Below are 12,303 nucleotides of genomic sequence, written 5' to 3'. Positions count from 1 at the left end.
GCGGGCCTCCGGGCGGCGCACCCCGGGCGGCCGGGGCCGCGCCCGCGCCGATCAGGACCGTCAAGGAGGCCGGCCCGGCGGCAGGACGGCGGTCACGCGCCGGCCGCCGTCCGGGTACGGCCGATCCCGACCCCTCTGGCGCGGCACCGTGTCCGGCGTCGCCGATCCGCGCCTCCGGCTCGCCGCCGCCCGCGCGGCGCGGCACGACCCGTACGGTGCCGGCGTCGGCCGTGTGCTGGCGCACCTTGGTCAGGGCCTCCCACGCCCGGTGCGGGCCGGCCGGGATGCCGGGAGGCGGTGCGGGATGTCCGCTCCAGGGCCGGATCGACGCGGAGCAGTACCGGCGGCCCGGTGCGCGGCAAGGACTTCGCCCGGGGTCCGTACGCCCCGCGCCCCGGTGCCCCGGTGCCCCGGTGCCCCGGTGCCCCGGTGCCCGGCGCCCGCCGCGCTCGCCGTCCTCAAGCTCACCCCGCCGCATCACCGACACCGGCCGGCGCATGGTGCTCAGCGCCTCGATGCCGTCGGCGTGGTGGGCGATGACGCCGCGGAGCTCACGGGCCGGCTCTGCGCCGAAGACGGCCGCCGGCACCCCGGTGCCCGGGCGGCTTCCCCGGTTCATCCGCGGGCCCGCCCGGACCGGGTCCTGGTCGTCGGCGGTGACCACGCTGACGGAGATGCCCCCCGCACAACTGGATCACTCGGACTGGCCCGATGTGTGAATTGCCCGTTTGATTACCACATGGTCGTTCCTTCCGGCCGCCCGGCGTGGGTGGACCGGGGGAACCCCACGCGCGTCGCGCCGTCACCCGGCGCGACGGCGGACCGAGCGAACGATCAGCACACTCCGTGGGCGCGTAGGTCACGAGCGCCGCGACGAAGGAAAGGCCCAGACATGCCCGTCGCCAACAGTGCCCGACGTTTCGCACTGCTCCCCGCGGTGTGCGCCGGACTCATCCTCGCCGGGTGCGCCGAACCGGGGTCCGCGCCCGCGCCCAGGGGCGCCCCGGCGGCGGACCGGGCGGCCCCGGCCGCATCCGGTGCCCCGGCGACCCCGGCGTCCGGCCCCACCGGGGCCCGCTCGCCGGTCGCGCGGGTCGCGCGGATCCCCGGCCTGGGTCCGGCCTTCCAGGCGCGGATCCCGGCCACGACCGGGCAGGCGTTCGTCGTGACCGGGGAGGCGCGGAACTCCAGCATCGCCACCGCCGTCCTGTACGAGCGCGACCCGGTCACCGGCTGGCGCGCCGTCAAGGGGCCCTGGCCCGCCCACAACGCGCTGCGCGGGTGGACCCCCGACCACCGGGCCGGCGACCTGCGCACCCCCATCGGGGTGTACCGGCTGGGCGACGCGGGCGGCCGGCTGCCCGACCCCGGCACCCGCCTCCCGTACGACCAGAGCGAGGAGTTCAACATGCCGGGCACCGGATTCCTCGGCGAACCGCTGGAGGGGTCCTTCGACCACGTCCTGGCCATCGACTACAACCGCGTCCCCGGCACCACGCCCCTGAACAAGACCCGCCCCCAGGGCACGGCCAAGGGGGGCGGTGTCTGGATCCACGTCGACCACGGCGGTCCCACCCGCGCCTGTGTCGCGCTGTCGGAGGAGCGGCTGCGGGAGCTGCTGGTGGCGCTGGACCCGGCGAAGAAACCGGTGATCGTCATGGGCGACGTGGGCGCGCTCGCCCGCTGACCCGGGGGCCGACCAGGGGACGGTACGTCCCGGGGCCCCGGAACCGCGCGAACGGCCCCGCCCCGAGTCCGGAACCGGACCGGGGACGACACACACCCCCGTTCGTCGCGCCCCGGCCGTGCCGTCACAGCACCTGCGGGCGGTACACCGTGAGTGCCTCGTCCATCTTGTCCACCACCAGGTCCGACGGGGCCCGCGTCACCTCACCGTCGTAGGCCAGCGGTGTGCCCGGCGCCAGGCCCGCTATCCGCAGGCGCCGCAGCTTCTCCGCCGCGTGCACCGGCGACCGGCTCAACGGGCCGGCCAGGGCCGCCGCCAGCAGCCGCACCCCCGGCAGCCGGCCGCCCTGCACCACACGGACGTCCAGCAGGCCGTCCGCCAGGTCGGCGCGGTGGCCGGGTGTGGGACCCATCCTCCGGTAGATGCAGTTGCCCGCGAACAGCAGCCACAGCGCGTGCCGTTCGCCGCGCAGCTCCGCCTCCAGCGGGTGCTCGCCGCGGAGCACCCGCAGCGCCGCCAGCACACCGGCGGGCCAGCCGCCGATCCGGGGCGACCAGCGCTCCCGCAGCCGGACCAGCTCGGGGTACACCCCGAGGCTGAAGGTGTTCAGGAAGTACCCCTCGGCCCTGCCGTGCGGCCCGGGCCGGAAACGTCCCAGATCGACCCGTACCGCGTCACCCGCGGCCAGCGCCCGGCAGGTGTCGTGGACCGACTCGATCCCCAGGTCGTAGGCGAAGTGGTTGAGCGTGCCGCCGGGGAAGACCGCCAGCGGCAGCCCGTGCCGGACGGCGACCCCCGCCGCGCGGTTGACCGTGCCGTCACCGCCGAGCACCCCCAGCGCCCGGCACCGTTCCGCCGCCTTCTCCAGCTCGCCCGCCACCTGGTCCGGCTCGCACTCCAGCACCTCGGCGGCCGGCAGCACGTCCCGTACCACCGTGGCGGCGTCCGCCGAACCCGAGCCCTTGTTGACCACGACGACCAGCCCCTCGCCGCCGGGCAGCGCGGGCGCGGTGGCGTGCGGCCGGCCCGGCGCCGGGAGCTGCGAACGGGTCGGCACGAAGCCGCGTACCGCGAACGCCGCGCCCACGCCGAGTGCCGCACCGGCCAGCACGTCGCCCGGATAGTGGGCACCGGTGTAGACCCGGGACAGCGCGACGGCCGCCGCCAGGGGCGCCACCGCCGCGCCCCAGCCCTTCGACTCCAGCAGGACTCCCGTGGCGAAGGCCGCCGCCGAGGCCGAGTGCCCCGAGGGGAACGACGTGGTGATCGGCTGCCGCTTGAGCTGGCGCACCAGCGGGACCGCGTCCCGTACCGGCCTGGGCCGGCGCACCGACCGCTTGCCCACCGTGTTGATGGTCGCGGACGCCAGCGCCAGGGACGCGACCCCGCGCAGGGCCGCCCGCCGGGAGCGGGCGCCGCGCCCCAGGGTGGCGATGGCCGCCGCCGCGCCGAACCACAGCAGGCCGTGGTTGGCACTGTGGCTGAGGCGGGGCAGCACCGGGTCGGCGCCCGGCCAGTGGCGGGTCGCCACCCGGTCGAAGACCTCCCGGTCCCAGGCGCTGAGCAGCGCCACCACCCGGGCCCGGACCGGATCGGCCTGCTGCGTGACATTCGCGTCCGACATGGCACGCACGTACCCCGAGGCGGGCCGGGCCACGCCCCCGCGCCACCACCGGGCTCAGGCCGGCCGCGTCTCCTTCTCCTGGTACGGCCAGCGCAGCAGCGCCCCCAGTCCGCCGACCGGCACGTCGTCGTCGATCTCCGGCCGCACCCGCAGCACGTCGGCGCCGTTCATCACCGCCGAGCGCAGCAGCGCGTCGTCGGCGCGGGCCGGCAGCGGGTCACGTTCACCGAGGTAGTGGGCGTCGCTGCGGCGCACGGCGATCTGGTCGGGCTCGGCGCCCACCCACACCTCGCGGTGCGTGTCCGGCCCCTCGGAGCGGATGAGCAGCTCGGCGATCCGGTGCTCCCTGGCCGCCTCGATCAACGCCGGCACCCCCTCGGCCGCGGCCGGGCGGCCGTCACCGGGGGAGCGGGCGGACCGGAAGCGGTCCAGCTCCTCCTCGGTGGAGCGCCGCAGGTGCTCCTGCCGGGCGCGTTCCACGTCCTCGTCGAGCAGCCGGGTGCTCGACCCGGCGGCCCGGCCGCCGTGGTCGCTCTCCACGGCCAGCGGTCGTACCTCGGCCGGCAGCCGTTCGTGCACCGAGTGCCGCTCGCGGGGATCACCCGCCAGCACGATGAGGTCGGCACGGGTGTCGTGCTCGCAGGCGGCGACCGCCTCGGCGATCTCCTCGGCGTTGCGCTCCCAGGTGTTCTCCACGCTCAGCTGGAAGTGGCGCTCGGACCAGTCGGCCGACGCGGTGCGGTGCACCGGCCAGTCCCGGCCCTCGACATGGCCGGCCGACCGCTCGCCGAGCGGGGTGCGCAGCTCCAGGTCGGCACCGGTCCGGTCGATGTAGCAGACCAGGCAGACGGGCTGCCGCGCCGCCAGGTCCAGCAGCGGAGTGAGATGGGGGAGCGCCGCCCAGGTGACCAGGTACGGCGCGGGCGGCGGGACGGCCAGCGGCGGGTCCAGGACGACGTCGCCGTGCGCCGCGAACACCGCCCGCCCGGCCTCACCGGGCGGGCGGGGGCCGTCGGCGAGCGCCTCGTACACGGCCCGCTGGGTCGCCTCGTCGGCGCCCTGGGCGGCCAGCTCCCGGCAGACCTCCCGGGCCTGGAGCTCCCGTCGTTTCGCGGCGGACTCGTCGACGTGGGAGGTGTCGACGTAGACGCTGGCCCAGGGCCCCGGGCGTTCGTAAAGGCTGGTCAGGAATGCGAGTCGCATGGCTCCCTCCCTGGGAGGAGAGGACGGTCGGACGTCGCGGACGAGTACCCGGGGCCCCAGTGGCCACACAGGTCCCGCGCTCCTCGTGCGCCCCACGCTTCCTCGTGCCGCGCCTGTCCCGCCATCCCTCTCCTTCCTCGCGCTGGAACCGGGACGAGGAGGGACAGTGGACGAGCAGCGACGATGTCTCCCGGACGGATGACGGATCTCCCCGGAGGTGGGCCGCATGGCCACAACCCTTCTCGCCCGGCACGCCGAGGCGCTCACCCTGTTCACCGAACGGGTGCACGCCGTCGGCGCGGACCAGTGGGACGCCCCCACGCCCTGCGCCGAGTGGTCCGTGCGCGACCTGGTCAACCACCTCACCGGCGAACAGCTCTGGGTGGTACCGCTGGTACGGGAAGGCCGGACCATCGAGGAGGTGGGCGACGCCTTCGACGGGGATGTGCTGGGCGACGACCCGGCCGGCGCCTGGGACCGGGCGGCGGCGGCCGCCCGCGCCGCCTTCACCGAGAGGGGCGCCCTGGCGCGCACGGTGCGCCTCTCCTACGGCGACACGCCCGCCACGGCCTACTGCTCCCAGATGGTCGCGGACGCCGTGCTGCACGCCTGGGACCTGTCACGGGCCATCGGCGCGCCGGAACGGCTGCCCGACGACCTGGTCGAGTTCACCTGGGCGGAGGTGTCCCCGTACGCCTCCGAGCTGGCCGGCAGCGGGCTGTTCGCCCCGCCGCTGACGCCACCGCCCGGCGCCGACGCGCAGACGCGGCTGTTGACCCTGGTGGGGCGGCGGGCCTGACACACGGTGGGCCGGCACCCGACCGGCCGCACACACGGCGAGGCTCCTCGTCCGCCGCGCGGGACGAGGAGCCGGCCCAAGGGCCCGGAGTGGCCGGTTCGGGGCAGCCGGTTCGGCCGTACGCTCAGCCCTCCGACGCCTTGGCGAACTCGGCGGTGAACGTCTCGCAGAAGGCCTTCAGGTCGTCCGGCTTACGGCTGGTGACGAGCGTGTTGGGCCCGCCCGTGCAGACCTTCACCTGCTCGTCGACCCACTCGCCGCCCGCGTTGCCGATGTCCGTGCGCAGGCTGGGCCAGGAGGTGAGGGTCCGGCCGCGCACCACGTCGGCCTCCACCAGCGTCCACGGCGCGTGGCAGATGGCCGCGACCGGCTTCCCGGCGTCGAAGAACCCCCGGACGAACGCCACCGCCGCCTCGTCCATCCGCAGGAAGTCCGGGTTGGCGACGCCACCGGGCAGCACCAGGCCGCCGTAGTCCGCCACCGACGCCTCGGAGACCGTCTCGTCCACGGGGAACGTGTCGGCCTTGTCGAGGTGGTTGAACGCCTGGACCTTCCCCGTGTCGGTCGACACCAGCCGGGGGGTGTGACCGGCGTCGATCGCGGCCTGCCACGGGTCGGTCAGCTCCACCTGCTCGACGCCCTCCGGCGCCACGAGAAACGCGATCTGCACAGTCTTTCCTCTCTCTTCCCTGTCTCTTGCCGAGGTGTCCCCGGGCCGATCAGCCCGGCCCGGCGCCCGGTACGGTGCGTGGCCCGGTGTCCGGCTCGGCCCGGCTGATGTCGGCGAGCGCCGACTCAGGCTCCCGGGCCACCGCCACGTCGCCGATGCTCACCACGCCGAGCGGCCGGCCGTCCTCCACCACCGGCAGCCGCCGTACGGCGTTGCTCCGCATCAGGCCGACGGCGGTCGTGACCTCGTCGTCCGGGGCGACGCACACCGGATCGGGCGTGCACACGGACCCGGCGCTCACGGTGAGCGGATCGATGCCGTCCGCGACGGCTCGCAGGGTGATGTCGCGATCGGTGACCACCCCGACGACCCGGTCCCCGTCGGCCACCAGCACATCCCCGATGCCCTGGGCGCGCATCAGCTGGGCGGCCTCCACGAGCGACGCGTCGGGCCGCACCGCCGCGGCACCCGCCGTCATGACTTCTCTCACGAGTCGAGCCATCGCCGTCGACCCCGCCTTTCCCGGGCCCTGCTCCGGCGGGACGCCGGGGCAGCCGCGCCGGTGGTGTGATGTGGGTCAGCCGCCGTGGTGCAGCGCCACGGCCACGTCCTGCACGCTGCGGTAGGTGGTGTCCTGCGGGAGCTGCGCCACCCGGTCGGCCAGCGGGTCGGGGGCGTGCCGCTCCCGCAGCACCCGCAGCAGATCACGCCGGTGCGCCGGGAACGGCGTACGCGCCAGGTGCCGGCCCAGCTCCAGGCGCAGCGTCTCGAACGGGTCGGCCGGTACCGGGTGCCGCGCCACCTCCGGGTCGTCGTCGGCGACCGGCTCCGGGTCGTGCCACTCCTCGGTCCTGGTCGGGTGGCCGGACCGGAGCAACCCCCTGAGCTGGTGCTTCATCTCGTCGTCCTGGCGGCGGCTGAGCCGGTCGCTGCCTCGTTGCATGGCACTCTCCGGGATCTGTCGCGATGGTGCGTCTGTCGGTGCCGGGCGGGTACCCGAAGGGACCGACGCAAACCCGTGGTTTCGGCCTCCCGGTCCGGGGGACTCGCTGCCGAGGCCGAGCGGCCACGGGGTGGCAGGGGACGAGGAAGGTTCCCGGACGCGGACGGCGGTCCGTGCCCGGGGACGGGGCTCCGGGGCCGGGGCCGGGGCCCCCATACGGAAGGACCGGGTCCATGGGACTGCTGTCCGCGCTGGTCACCCTGTTGCTGCCGCCCGCCCTGCTCGGGGTCGTGCTGGCCATGGGCCGCTACGAGGAGAGAATGCTCTCCGAGCCGCCACCCGAGGGGGACACCGCACCGGCCACCTCCCGCCCGGCCGACCGGGCCGGAAGGTCCGCTCCCGCGGGCCCGGCCCACGCGGCCGGACCCCGCCACGCGCGCCGCCGCCGCTGAGCCGCCGCACCACCGTCGGTGTTCGCCGACCCCGGGACCCACCAGCGGCTCCGGCCGGCCGGTGCCCGTCCGTTCGACTGCGGGATCACCGCGCTGCTGCGAGCCGCGGCGGGCCTGAGCCGCGCCCCGGCGCGGGTGACCCGCCGTCAGCGGCCGTACGCGCCACGGCAGAGCGCGGTGACGTCCGGGTCGGTGACGCCGGCGGAAGCCCGGCACAGGTCCGCCATGCCGTAGCCCTGCCCGGGACGGGGAACGGCCGCCGGCGCCGGCTGGGCGGGCCGCGCCGGCCGTGCGGGCCGCACGGGCCGTGCGGGCGCAACCGGGTTCCTCCGCTCGCGCGCCGGGTCGGCGGCCCGCCGCGCGGGCGACCGCGGGGCCCGCCGGGCGGACGGGCCGACCCCGGCGCCCGGCCGCTGTCCCGCCGCCCGGACCCGCTGCTTCACCCGCCCGGTGGGAGCCGGGGGCTTCCCCGGCCCGGCCCGCTCCTCGACCGCCACGAGCTGCTCACGGGCCGGGGGCGGGGCCGGCGGCCGCCACTCGACCGGTGCGGACGCCCGCCCGCCGGCCGGTGCCAGCCGTCGCGGCGGCGCGGATTCGGGCACCGAGACACAGCCGGCGGTGCCGAGGAGTACGGCCAGGGCGAGGGGCACGAGGGTCCGGCGCATCCGGCCACCCTCCCGCAGCGGGCCCCGGTACGGGAGGGCCAGGGCACCACGACCACCGGCACGGGTGACGGACGGGCCGTCGAGCGCGCCCCACCGGCGCGGACGGGCCGGCGCACGCCCCCGGACGGCGCGGGGCGCCACTGGGGGCACTCAGTGCACGGAGAAGCCGCCGTCGACGAAGATCGCCTGTCCGGTGACGTACGCGGAGGCGCGGCTCGCCAGGAACACCGCAGCGCCCGCGAAGTCCTCGGCCACGCCGTTGCGCCCGACCAGCGTCCGCGCGGCCAGCGCCGCCACCTGCTCGGGATCGGACGACAGCCGCGTGTTCAGCGCGGTCATCACGAACCCCGGCACCAGCGTGTTGCAGGTGACGCCGTACGGGGACCAGGCCTCGGCCTGGGAACGCGCCAGCGACTCCAGCGCGCCCTTGGAGACACCGTAGGCGCCGCTCCGGACGAACGCCCGGTGCGCCTGCTGGGAGGTGATGTGGATGATCCGGCCGAAACCCCGCTCGGCCATGCCGGGCCCGAACCGCTGCCCCAGCAGGAAGGGGGCCTCCAGGTTCACGGCCATCGTCGCGTCCCAGACGTCCTCGCCCAACTCGCCCATCGGCGGGCGGTGGTTGACGCCGGCGCAGTTGACGAGGATGTCCGGCTCCCCGAACCTCCCGGCCGCTTCCTCGGCGGCCGCCCGCACGCCGTCGCGGGTCCCCAGGTCGGCGCTCACCCAGGCCGCCCGGCAGCCCTCGTCCGTCAACTCGCCGACCGTGGCCCGCAGTCGCTCCTCCTGCCGTGCCACGACCACGACACCTGCCCCGGCACGGGCGAGGGCCCCGGCGACGGCCCGGCCTATGCCGGAGCTGCCACCGGTCACCACGGCGGTCCGGCCGTCCAGCGAAAACAGTTCGGAGAGGTATGCCTGCGGGATCATGTCCGAACACTAGAGGCACCACCCGGCCGGACGGCGCCCGGGTCCGGCACCCGCCGCGCACCGCCGGGACGGCCCGTCCACGCCGGACGGCCCGTCCACGCCGGCGGCCGGCCGCCGGTGACCGGCACCGGCCGCTGTCACCCGAACGGCCCAACGCCGCCGGGCACCCCTCCGCCCGCGCGTCCCCCCGCGCTCCCGGCGTACCGCCGATCCCCGGGCCGGGCGGCACCGGCCACCGCCTCCTGGCCCGCCGACGCCTCCGCCGCGGGCACCGGGCGCCGAACCCGGGAAACGCGCGCACCATGGAATGGGGCGTTTGTCCGGTCCGACCCCGGGCAAGCGCATCTCGTGCTTCGGACCGGAGGCACGTCCGAGGGAGCGGCCACCCGTTCCGGGCGTGTCCGCGCCCGGAAGCAGGAGGCTCTCCTCGGGGTGACAGCCAACCGTCAGCGCCGCTCAGGGAGCTGAAAGCATCATGCCGACCCTCGCTCACACGAAGCATCCGCACGACGACGCCCCCGACACCACCGCGTCCTTCAAGCGTCTGGCGACGCTGCCCGACGGTGAGGAGCGCGAAGCCCTGCGGCAGGACATCGTCCGCGCCTGGCTGCCCATGGCCGACCGGCTGGCCGGCCGCTTCCGCAACCGCGGTGAGTCCCTGGAGGACCTCAGGCAGGTCGCCGCCCTGGGACTGGTCAAAGCGGTCGACCGGTACGACCCCGAGCGCGGTGCCGCGTTCGAGAGCTTCGCCGTACCGACCATCACCGGCGAGATCAAGCGCCACTTCCGCGACCACATGTGGACCCTGCACGTACCGCGCCGGGTCCAGGACCTCCGGGGCCGCGTCCGCGCCGCCTACCAGGAGCTCTCGCACACGGTGGGGGGCCGCGCCCCCACCGTGTCCGAGATCGCGGAGAAGGCCGGGATGACCGAGGAGGAGGCCCTCGCCGGCCTGGAGGCCCTCGACAGCTTCACCGCTCTCTCGCTGGACGCCGAACTGCCCGGCACCGAGGACGGGTACACACTCGTCGACGCCCTCGGGGGCCCCGACCCGGCCCTGGACGTGGTGATCGACCGCGAATCGGTCAAGCCGAGGCTGCGCAGCCTGCCCGAACGCGAGCAGAGGATCCTCTACATGCGGTTCTTCCGCGACATGACGCAGAGCCGGATAGCGGAGGACCTCGGCATCTCGCAGATGCACGTGTCCCGGCTGATCAGCCGCTGCTGCAGCCGGCTGCGGGAGGACATCATGCGGGACGCCGCATAGCCAGCGCCACGTGGCGGGACATCACATCGGCGGCCTGTCCCTCGGCCATGGAGAAGGCCCGCCTTGCGCCGGTGCGGAAGAGCGTCAGCACGCCCAGCACCCCCTTGTCGTCCCGCAGCAGCGGCAGACACAGCAGGGAGCTGACCTCGGCCCGTACCAGCACGGCCGCGCCCGAGGCGTCCTCGCCGAACGCGCGGGTGTCCTCCGGCCGTACCTGGAACGAGGCCGATCCGCCCCGGGCCACCTCCGCCACCAGCGGACAGGCCGCCGGATCCTGCTCCGCCACCGCCGCCACCAGCGGCCGGGCCGCGGCGTCCGGCGGCCCCAGCACCACGGCCCTGCGCAGCGGCCGCGCGCCCGCCGTGTCCGCGATCACCCAGTCCGCGAACCGGCCGTGCAGCACCCCGGCGGCGGCCCGGAGCACCCCGTCCGCGTCCCCCGGCGCCCGGCCCAGCAGGGTGGCCGCCATCGTGTCGACCAGGTCGAGCATCCCGGCGCGCTGGGTGGCCTCCGCGAGGTCGGGCGGCGGCAGCCGGCGCCCCACCGCGGCGCCCGCCCCGGGGCCCGCCGGCTGGGCCGCCCCGTCGACCCCCGGCTGGAGCACCACCAGGACCGTCGGCTGCGGCTCGCCCGGCACCGGCAGCGCGACCAGGGTGGCCCGCACCGGCTCGTGCGGCCGTTGCTGGAGCCGCACGCTGAGGCTGCGGCCGCCCTCCCCGCGCGCCGTCGCCGCCACCTGGCTGCGGAACGGCGCCCGGTCACCGGAGATGAGCAGGCCGGTCAGCGGCCGGCCGGTGGCGTAACCCGCCCGGACGGCGGTCAGGCCCGTCGCGGCGAAGTTCATCCGGCGCACCACCGTGTCCCGGTCGACCAGCGCCACCGGCAGCGGCAACCGCTGGAACAGCGTCCTCAGCAACTGGCGCTCCCGGCGGTCGGCGGACGTACCGCCCGGCGCCCGCGCCGCCAGCCGCTCGTAGCGCGGCCACAGCGTCTCTGCCGCATGCTGGAGTTCGAAGAGCGCGGCGTCCAGCACGCCGCGCTGCTCACCGGGCGGAAGGGCCCGGGCGCTGCGCAGCTCGCCGACCCGTCGCACAAAATCCGCGAGGTCCTCGCCGAACTCGTCCGTCTGCGTCATGCAAGCACCGTAACCGCCCCGCGCGGCCGGTGCGCAGGGGTCGTTTCACTGCACCGGCACGGGGCAGCCGCAGCGGGAGAGGAGGGAACAGATGCAGCCCGAGCAGCGGTACGAAGGCCCCGAACCGGCCTCCACGGTCCGTACGCTGCACCACCTCGCCACCCAGTGCGTGCGCTCCGTCCCGGCCTGCTGCGGCGCCGTCGCCACGCTCAGCGACCGCGCGGAGGACCACCGCACCAGCGCCGCCACCCATCCGGACCTGACGGCCCTCGTGTCGGTCCAGCTCGACTCCGGTGACGGCCCGATCCACACCGCGCTGCGCAGCGGCGCACCCGTCGGCGCGGCGGACCTGCTGACCGAGCGGCGCTGGCCCGACTACCGGGCTGCGGCGCTCGGATCCGGCGTACGCACCAGCGTGACGCTGCCCTTCCACCGGGCCGGCATCGACATCACCCTCAACCTGTACGGCTTCCGCCCCGGCTCGCTGAAGGACGCCGCCCACGGCCCGGCCGCCATCCTGGCCGAGGAGATCACCGCCGGCCTGGTACGCGACCGCCGCTACCGCGCCGCCCTGACCGAGGTGGACCAGCTGGAGACCGCGCTGCGCTCCCGGCCGGTCATCGACCGGGCCGGCGGCATCGTGATGCACGTGCTGTCCTGCGACGCCGACGAGGCGTACGGGGTGCTGCGGCGGATCTCGCAGCTCACCAACCGCAGGCTCGCGGACGTCGCGGCCGGAGTCGTCCACACCAGGGGACGGGGTCTGGAGAGGGAACTCTCCCGCCTCGCGGTGCGCCCCTAGCGGGTGTCCGTTGAAGCGGCGAGTCATCACGAACCTCCGTATAAAGGGCCTTGGGGCCGGGCAGGGTCCCGGGACCACCAGCACCGACGGCGGAGGTGAGGGCATGCGGAAGTCCACTCCGGAAGG

General features: G+C 75.9%; 13 protein-coding genes. 5 read left to right on the top strand and 8 right to left on the bottom strand.

Annotated features, from left to right (window positions below):
• The first annotated feature begins 892 nt into the window (after nucleotides 1-892).
• Nucleotides 893-1,687, top strand: coding sequence for a L,D-transpeptidase family protein (locus AB0H53_RS06825; protein WP_362108259.1), 795 nt, complete (start codon nucleotides 893-895; stop codon nucleotides 1,685-1,687).
• Between the two features lie 124 nt (nucleotides 1,688-1,811).
• Here the strand turns inward: AB0H53_RS06825 and AB0H53_RS06820 are convergent, their stop codons facing one another.
• Entirely contained in the window at nucleotides 1,812-3,311 is a 1,500-nt protein-coding gene (locus tag AB0H53_RS06820) for a phosphatase PAP2 family protein (protein ID WP_362108257.1), read from the bottom strand.
• 54 nt (nucleotides 3,312-3,365) lie between these two features.
• Nucleotides 3,366-4,514 (bottom strand): Vms1/Ankzf1 family peptidyl-tRNA hydrolase, encoded by a 1,149-nt coding sequence (locus AB0H53_RS06815; protein WP_362108255.1) that lies wholly within the window; start codon nucleotides 4,512-4,514, stop codon nucleotides 3,366-3,368.
• A gap of 226 nt (nucleotides 4,515-4,740) precedes the next feature.
• Here AB0H53_RS06815 and AB0H53_RS06810 point away from each other — a divergent pair, with 226 nt between their 5' ends.
• Complete coding sequence (locus tag AB0H53_RS06810) at nucleotides 4,741-5,313, top strand: TIGR03086 family metal-binding protein (RefSeq protein ID WP_362108253.1); 573 nt, start codon at nucleotides 4,741-4,743, stop codon at nucleotides 5,311-5,313.
• Between the two features lie 124 nt (nucleotides 5,314-5,437).
• Here the strand turns inward: AB0H53_RS06810 and AB0H53_RS06805 are convergent, their stop codons facing one another.
• The 3 genes from AB0H53_RS06805 to AB0H53_RS06795 form a co-directional block, all read right to left on the bottom strand.
• Nucleotides 5,438-5,983, bottom strand: a complete 546-nt coding sequence (locus tag AB0H53_RS06805; protein ID WP_362108251.1) for a type 1 glutamine amidotransferase domain-containing protein — start codon at nucleotides 5,981-5,983, stop codon at nucleotides 5,438-5,440.
• A gap of 49 nt (nucleotides 5,984-6,032) precedes the next feature.
• Entirely contained in the window at nucleotides 6,033-6,485 is a 453-nt protein-coding gene (locus AB0H53_RS06800) for a CBS domain-containing protein (protein WP_362108249.1), read from the bottom strand.
• Between the two features lie 75 nt (nucleotides 6,486-6,560).
• Nucleotides 6,561-6,926: a DUF2795 domain-containing protein gene (locus AB0H53_RS06795; RefSeq protein WP_362108247.1), complete on the bottom strand. Its 366-nt coding sequence runs from the start codon at nucleotides 6,924-6,926 to the stop codon at nucleotides 6,561-6,563.
• A 233-nt stretch (nucleotides 6,927-7,159) separates the two neighbouring features.
• Between AB0H53_RS06795 and AB0H53_RS06790 the strand changes: the two genes are divergently transcribed.
• Nucleotides 7,160-7,378 carry a hypothetical protein gene (locus AB0H53_RS06790; RefSeq protein WP_362108245.1) on the top strand — a complete coding sequence of 73 codons (219 nt, stop codon included), beginning with the start codon at nucleotides 7,160-7,162 and terminating at the stop codon, nucleotides 7,376-7,378.
• Nucleotides 7,379-7,524: 146 nt separating this feature from the next.
• On the opposite strand, the gene AB0H53_RS06785 is transcribed toward AB0H53_RS06790, so the two are convergent.
• Together AB0H53_RS06785 and AB0H53_RS06780 are read right to left on the bottom strand one after the other, a co-directional pair.
• The gene (locus AB0H53_RS06785; RefSeq protein ID WP_362108243.1) at nucleotides 7,525-8,043 is read right to left on the bottom strand and encodes a hypothetical protein; all 519 of its coding nucleotides are present in this window, start codon (nucleotides 8,041-8,043) and stop codon (nucleotides 7,525-7,527) included.
• 150 nt (nucleotides 8,044-8,193) lie between these two features.
• Nucleotides 8,194-8,973, bottom strand: coding sequence for an SDR family oxidoreductase (locus AB0H53_RS06780; protein ID WP_362108241.1), 780 nt, complete (start codon nucleotides 8,971-8,973; stop codon nucleotides 8,194-8,196).
• A gap of 475 nt (nucleotides 8,974-9,448) precedes the next feature.
• On the opposite strand from AB0H53_RS06780, the gene AB0H53_RS06775 reads away from it, so the two are divergent.
• Nucleotides 9,449-10,240: an RNA polymerase sigma factor SigF gene (locus tag AB0H53_RS06775; protein WP_362108239.1), complete on the top strand. Its 792-nt coding sequence runs from the start codon at nucleotides 9,449-9,451 to the stop codon at nucleotides 10,238-10,240.
• Here AB0H53_RS06775 and AB0H53_RS06770 read toward each other — a convergent pair.
• Nucleotides 10,221-11,375: a PAS domain-containing protein gene (locus tag AB0H53_RS06770; RefSeq protein ID WP_362108237.1), complete on the bottom strand. Its 1,155-nt coding sequence runs from the start codon at nucleotides 11,373-11,375 to the stop codon at nucleotides 10,221-10,223. The genes AB0H53_RS06775 and AB0H53_RS06770 overlap by 20 nt on opposite strands.
• 91 nt (nucleotides 11,376-11,466) lie before the next feature.
• Here AB0H53_RS06770 and AB0H53_RS06765 point away from each other — a divergent pair, with 91 nt between their 5' ends.
• Nucleotides 11,467-12,177 carry an ANTAR domain-containing protein gene (locus tag AB0H53_RS06765; protein ID WP_362108235.1) on the top strand — a complete coding sequence of 237 codons (711 nt, stop codon included), beginning with the start codon at nucleotides 11,467-11,469 and terminating at the stop codon, nucleotides 12,175-12,177.
• Nucleotides 12,178-12,303 lie beyond the last annotated feature (126 nt).

It is taken from the genome of Streptomyces sp. NPDC050856 (assembly GCF_040653855.1).
GTDB lineage: Bacteria > Actinomycetota > Actinomycetes > Streptomycetales > Streptomycetaceae > Streptomyces.
Note: the sequence above shows the minus strand (reverse complement) of the source record. Positions and strands in the feature narration are given on the sequence as shown.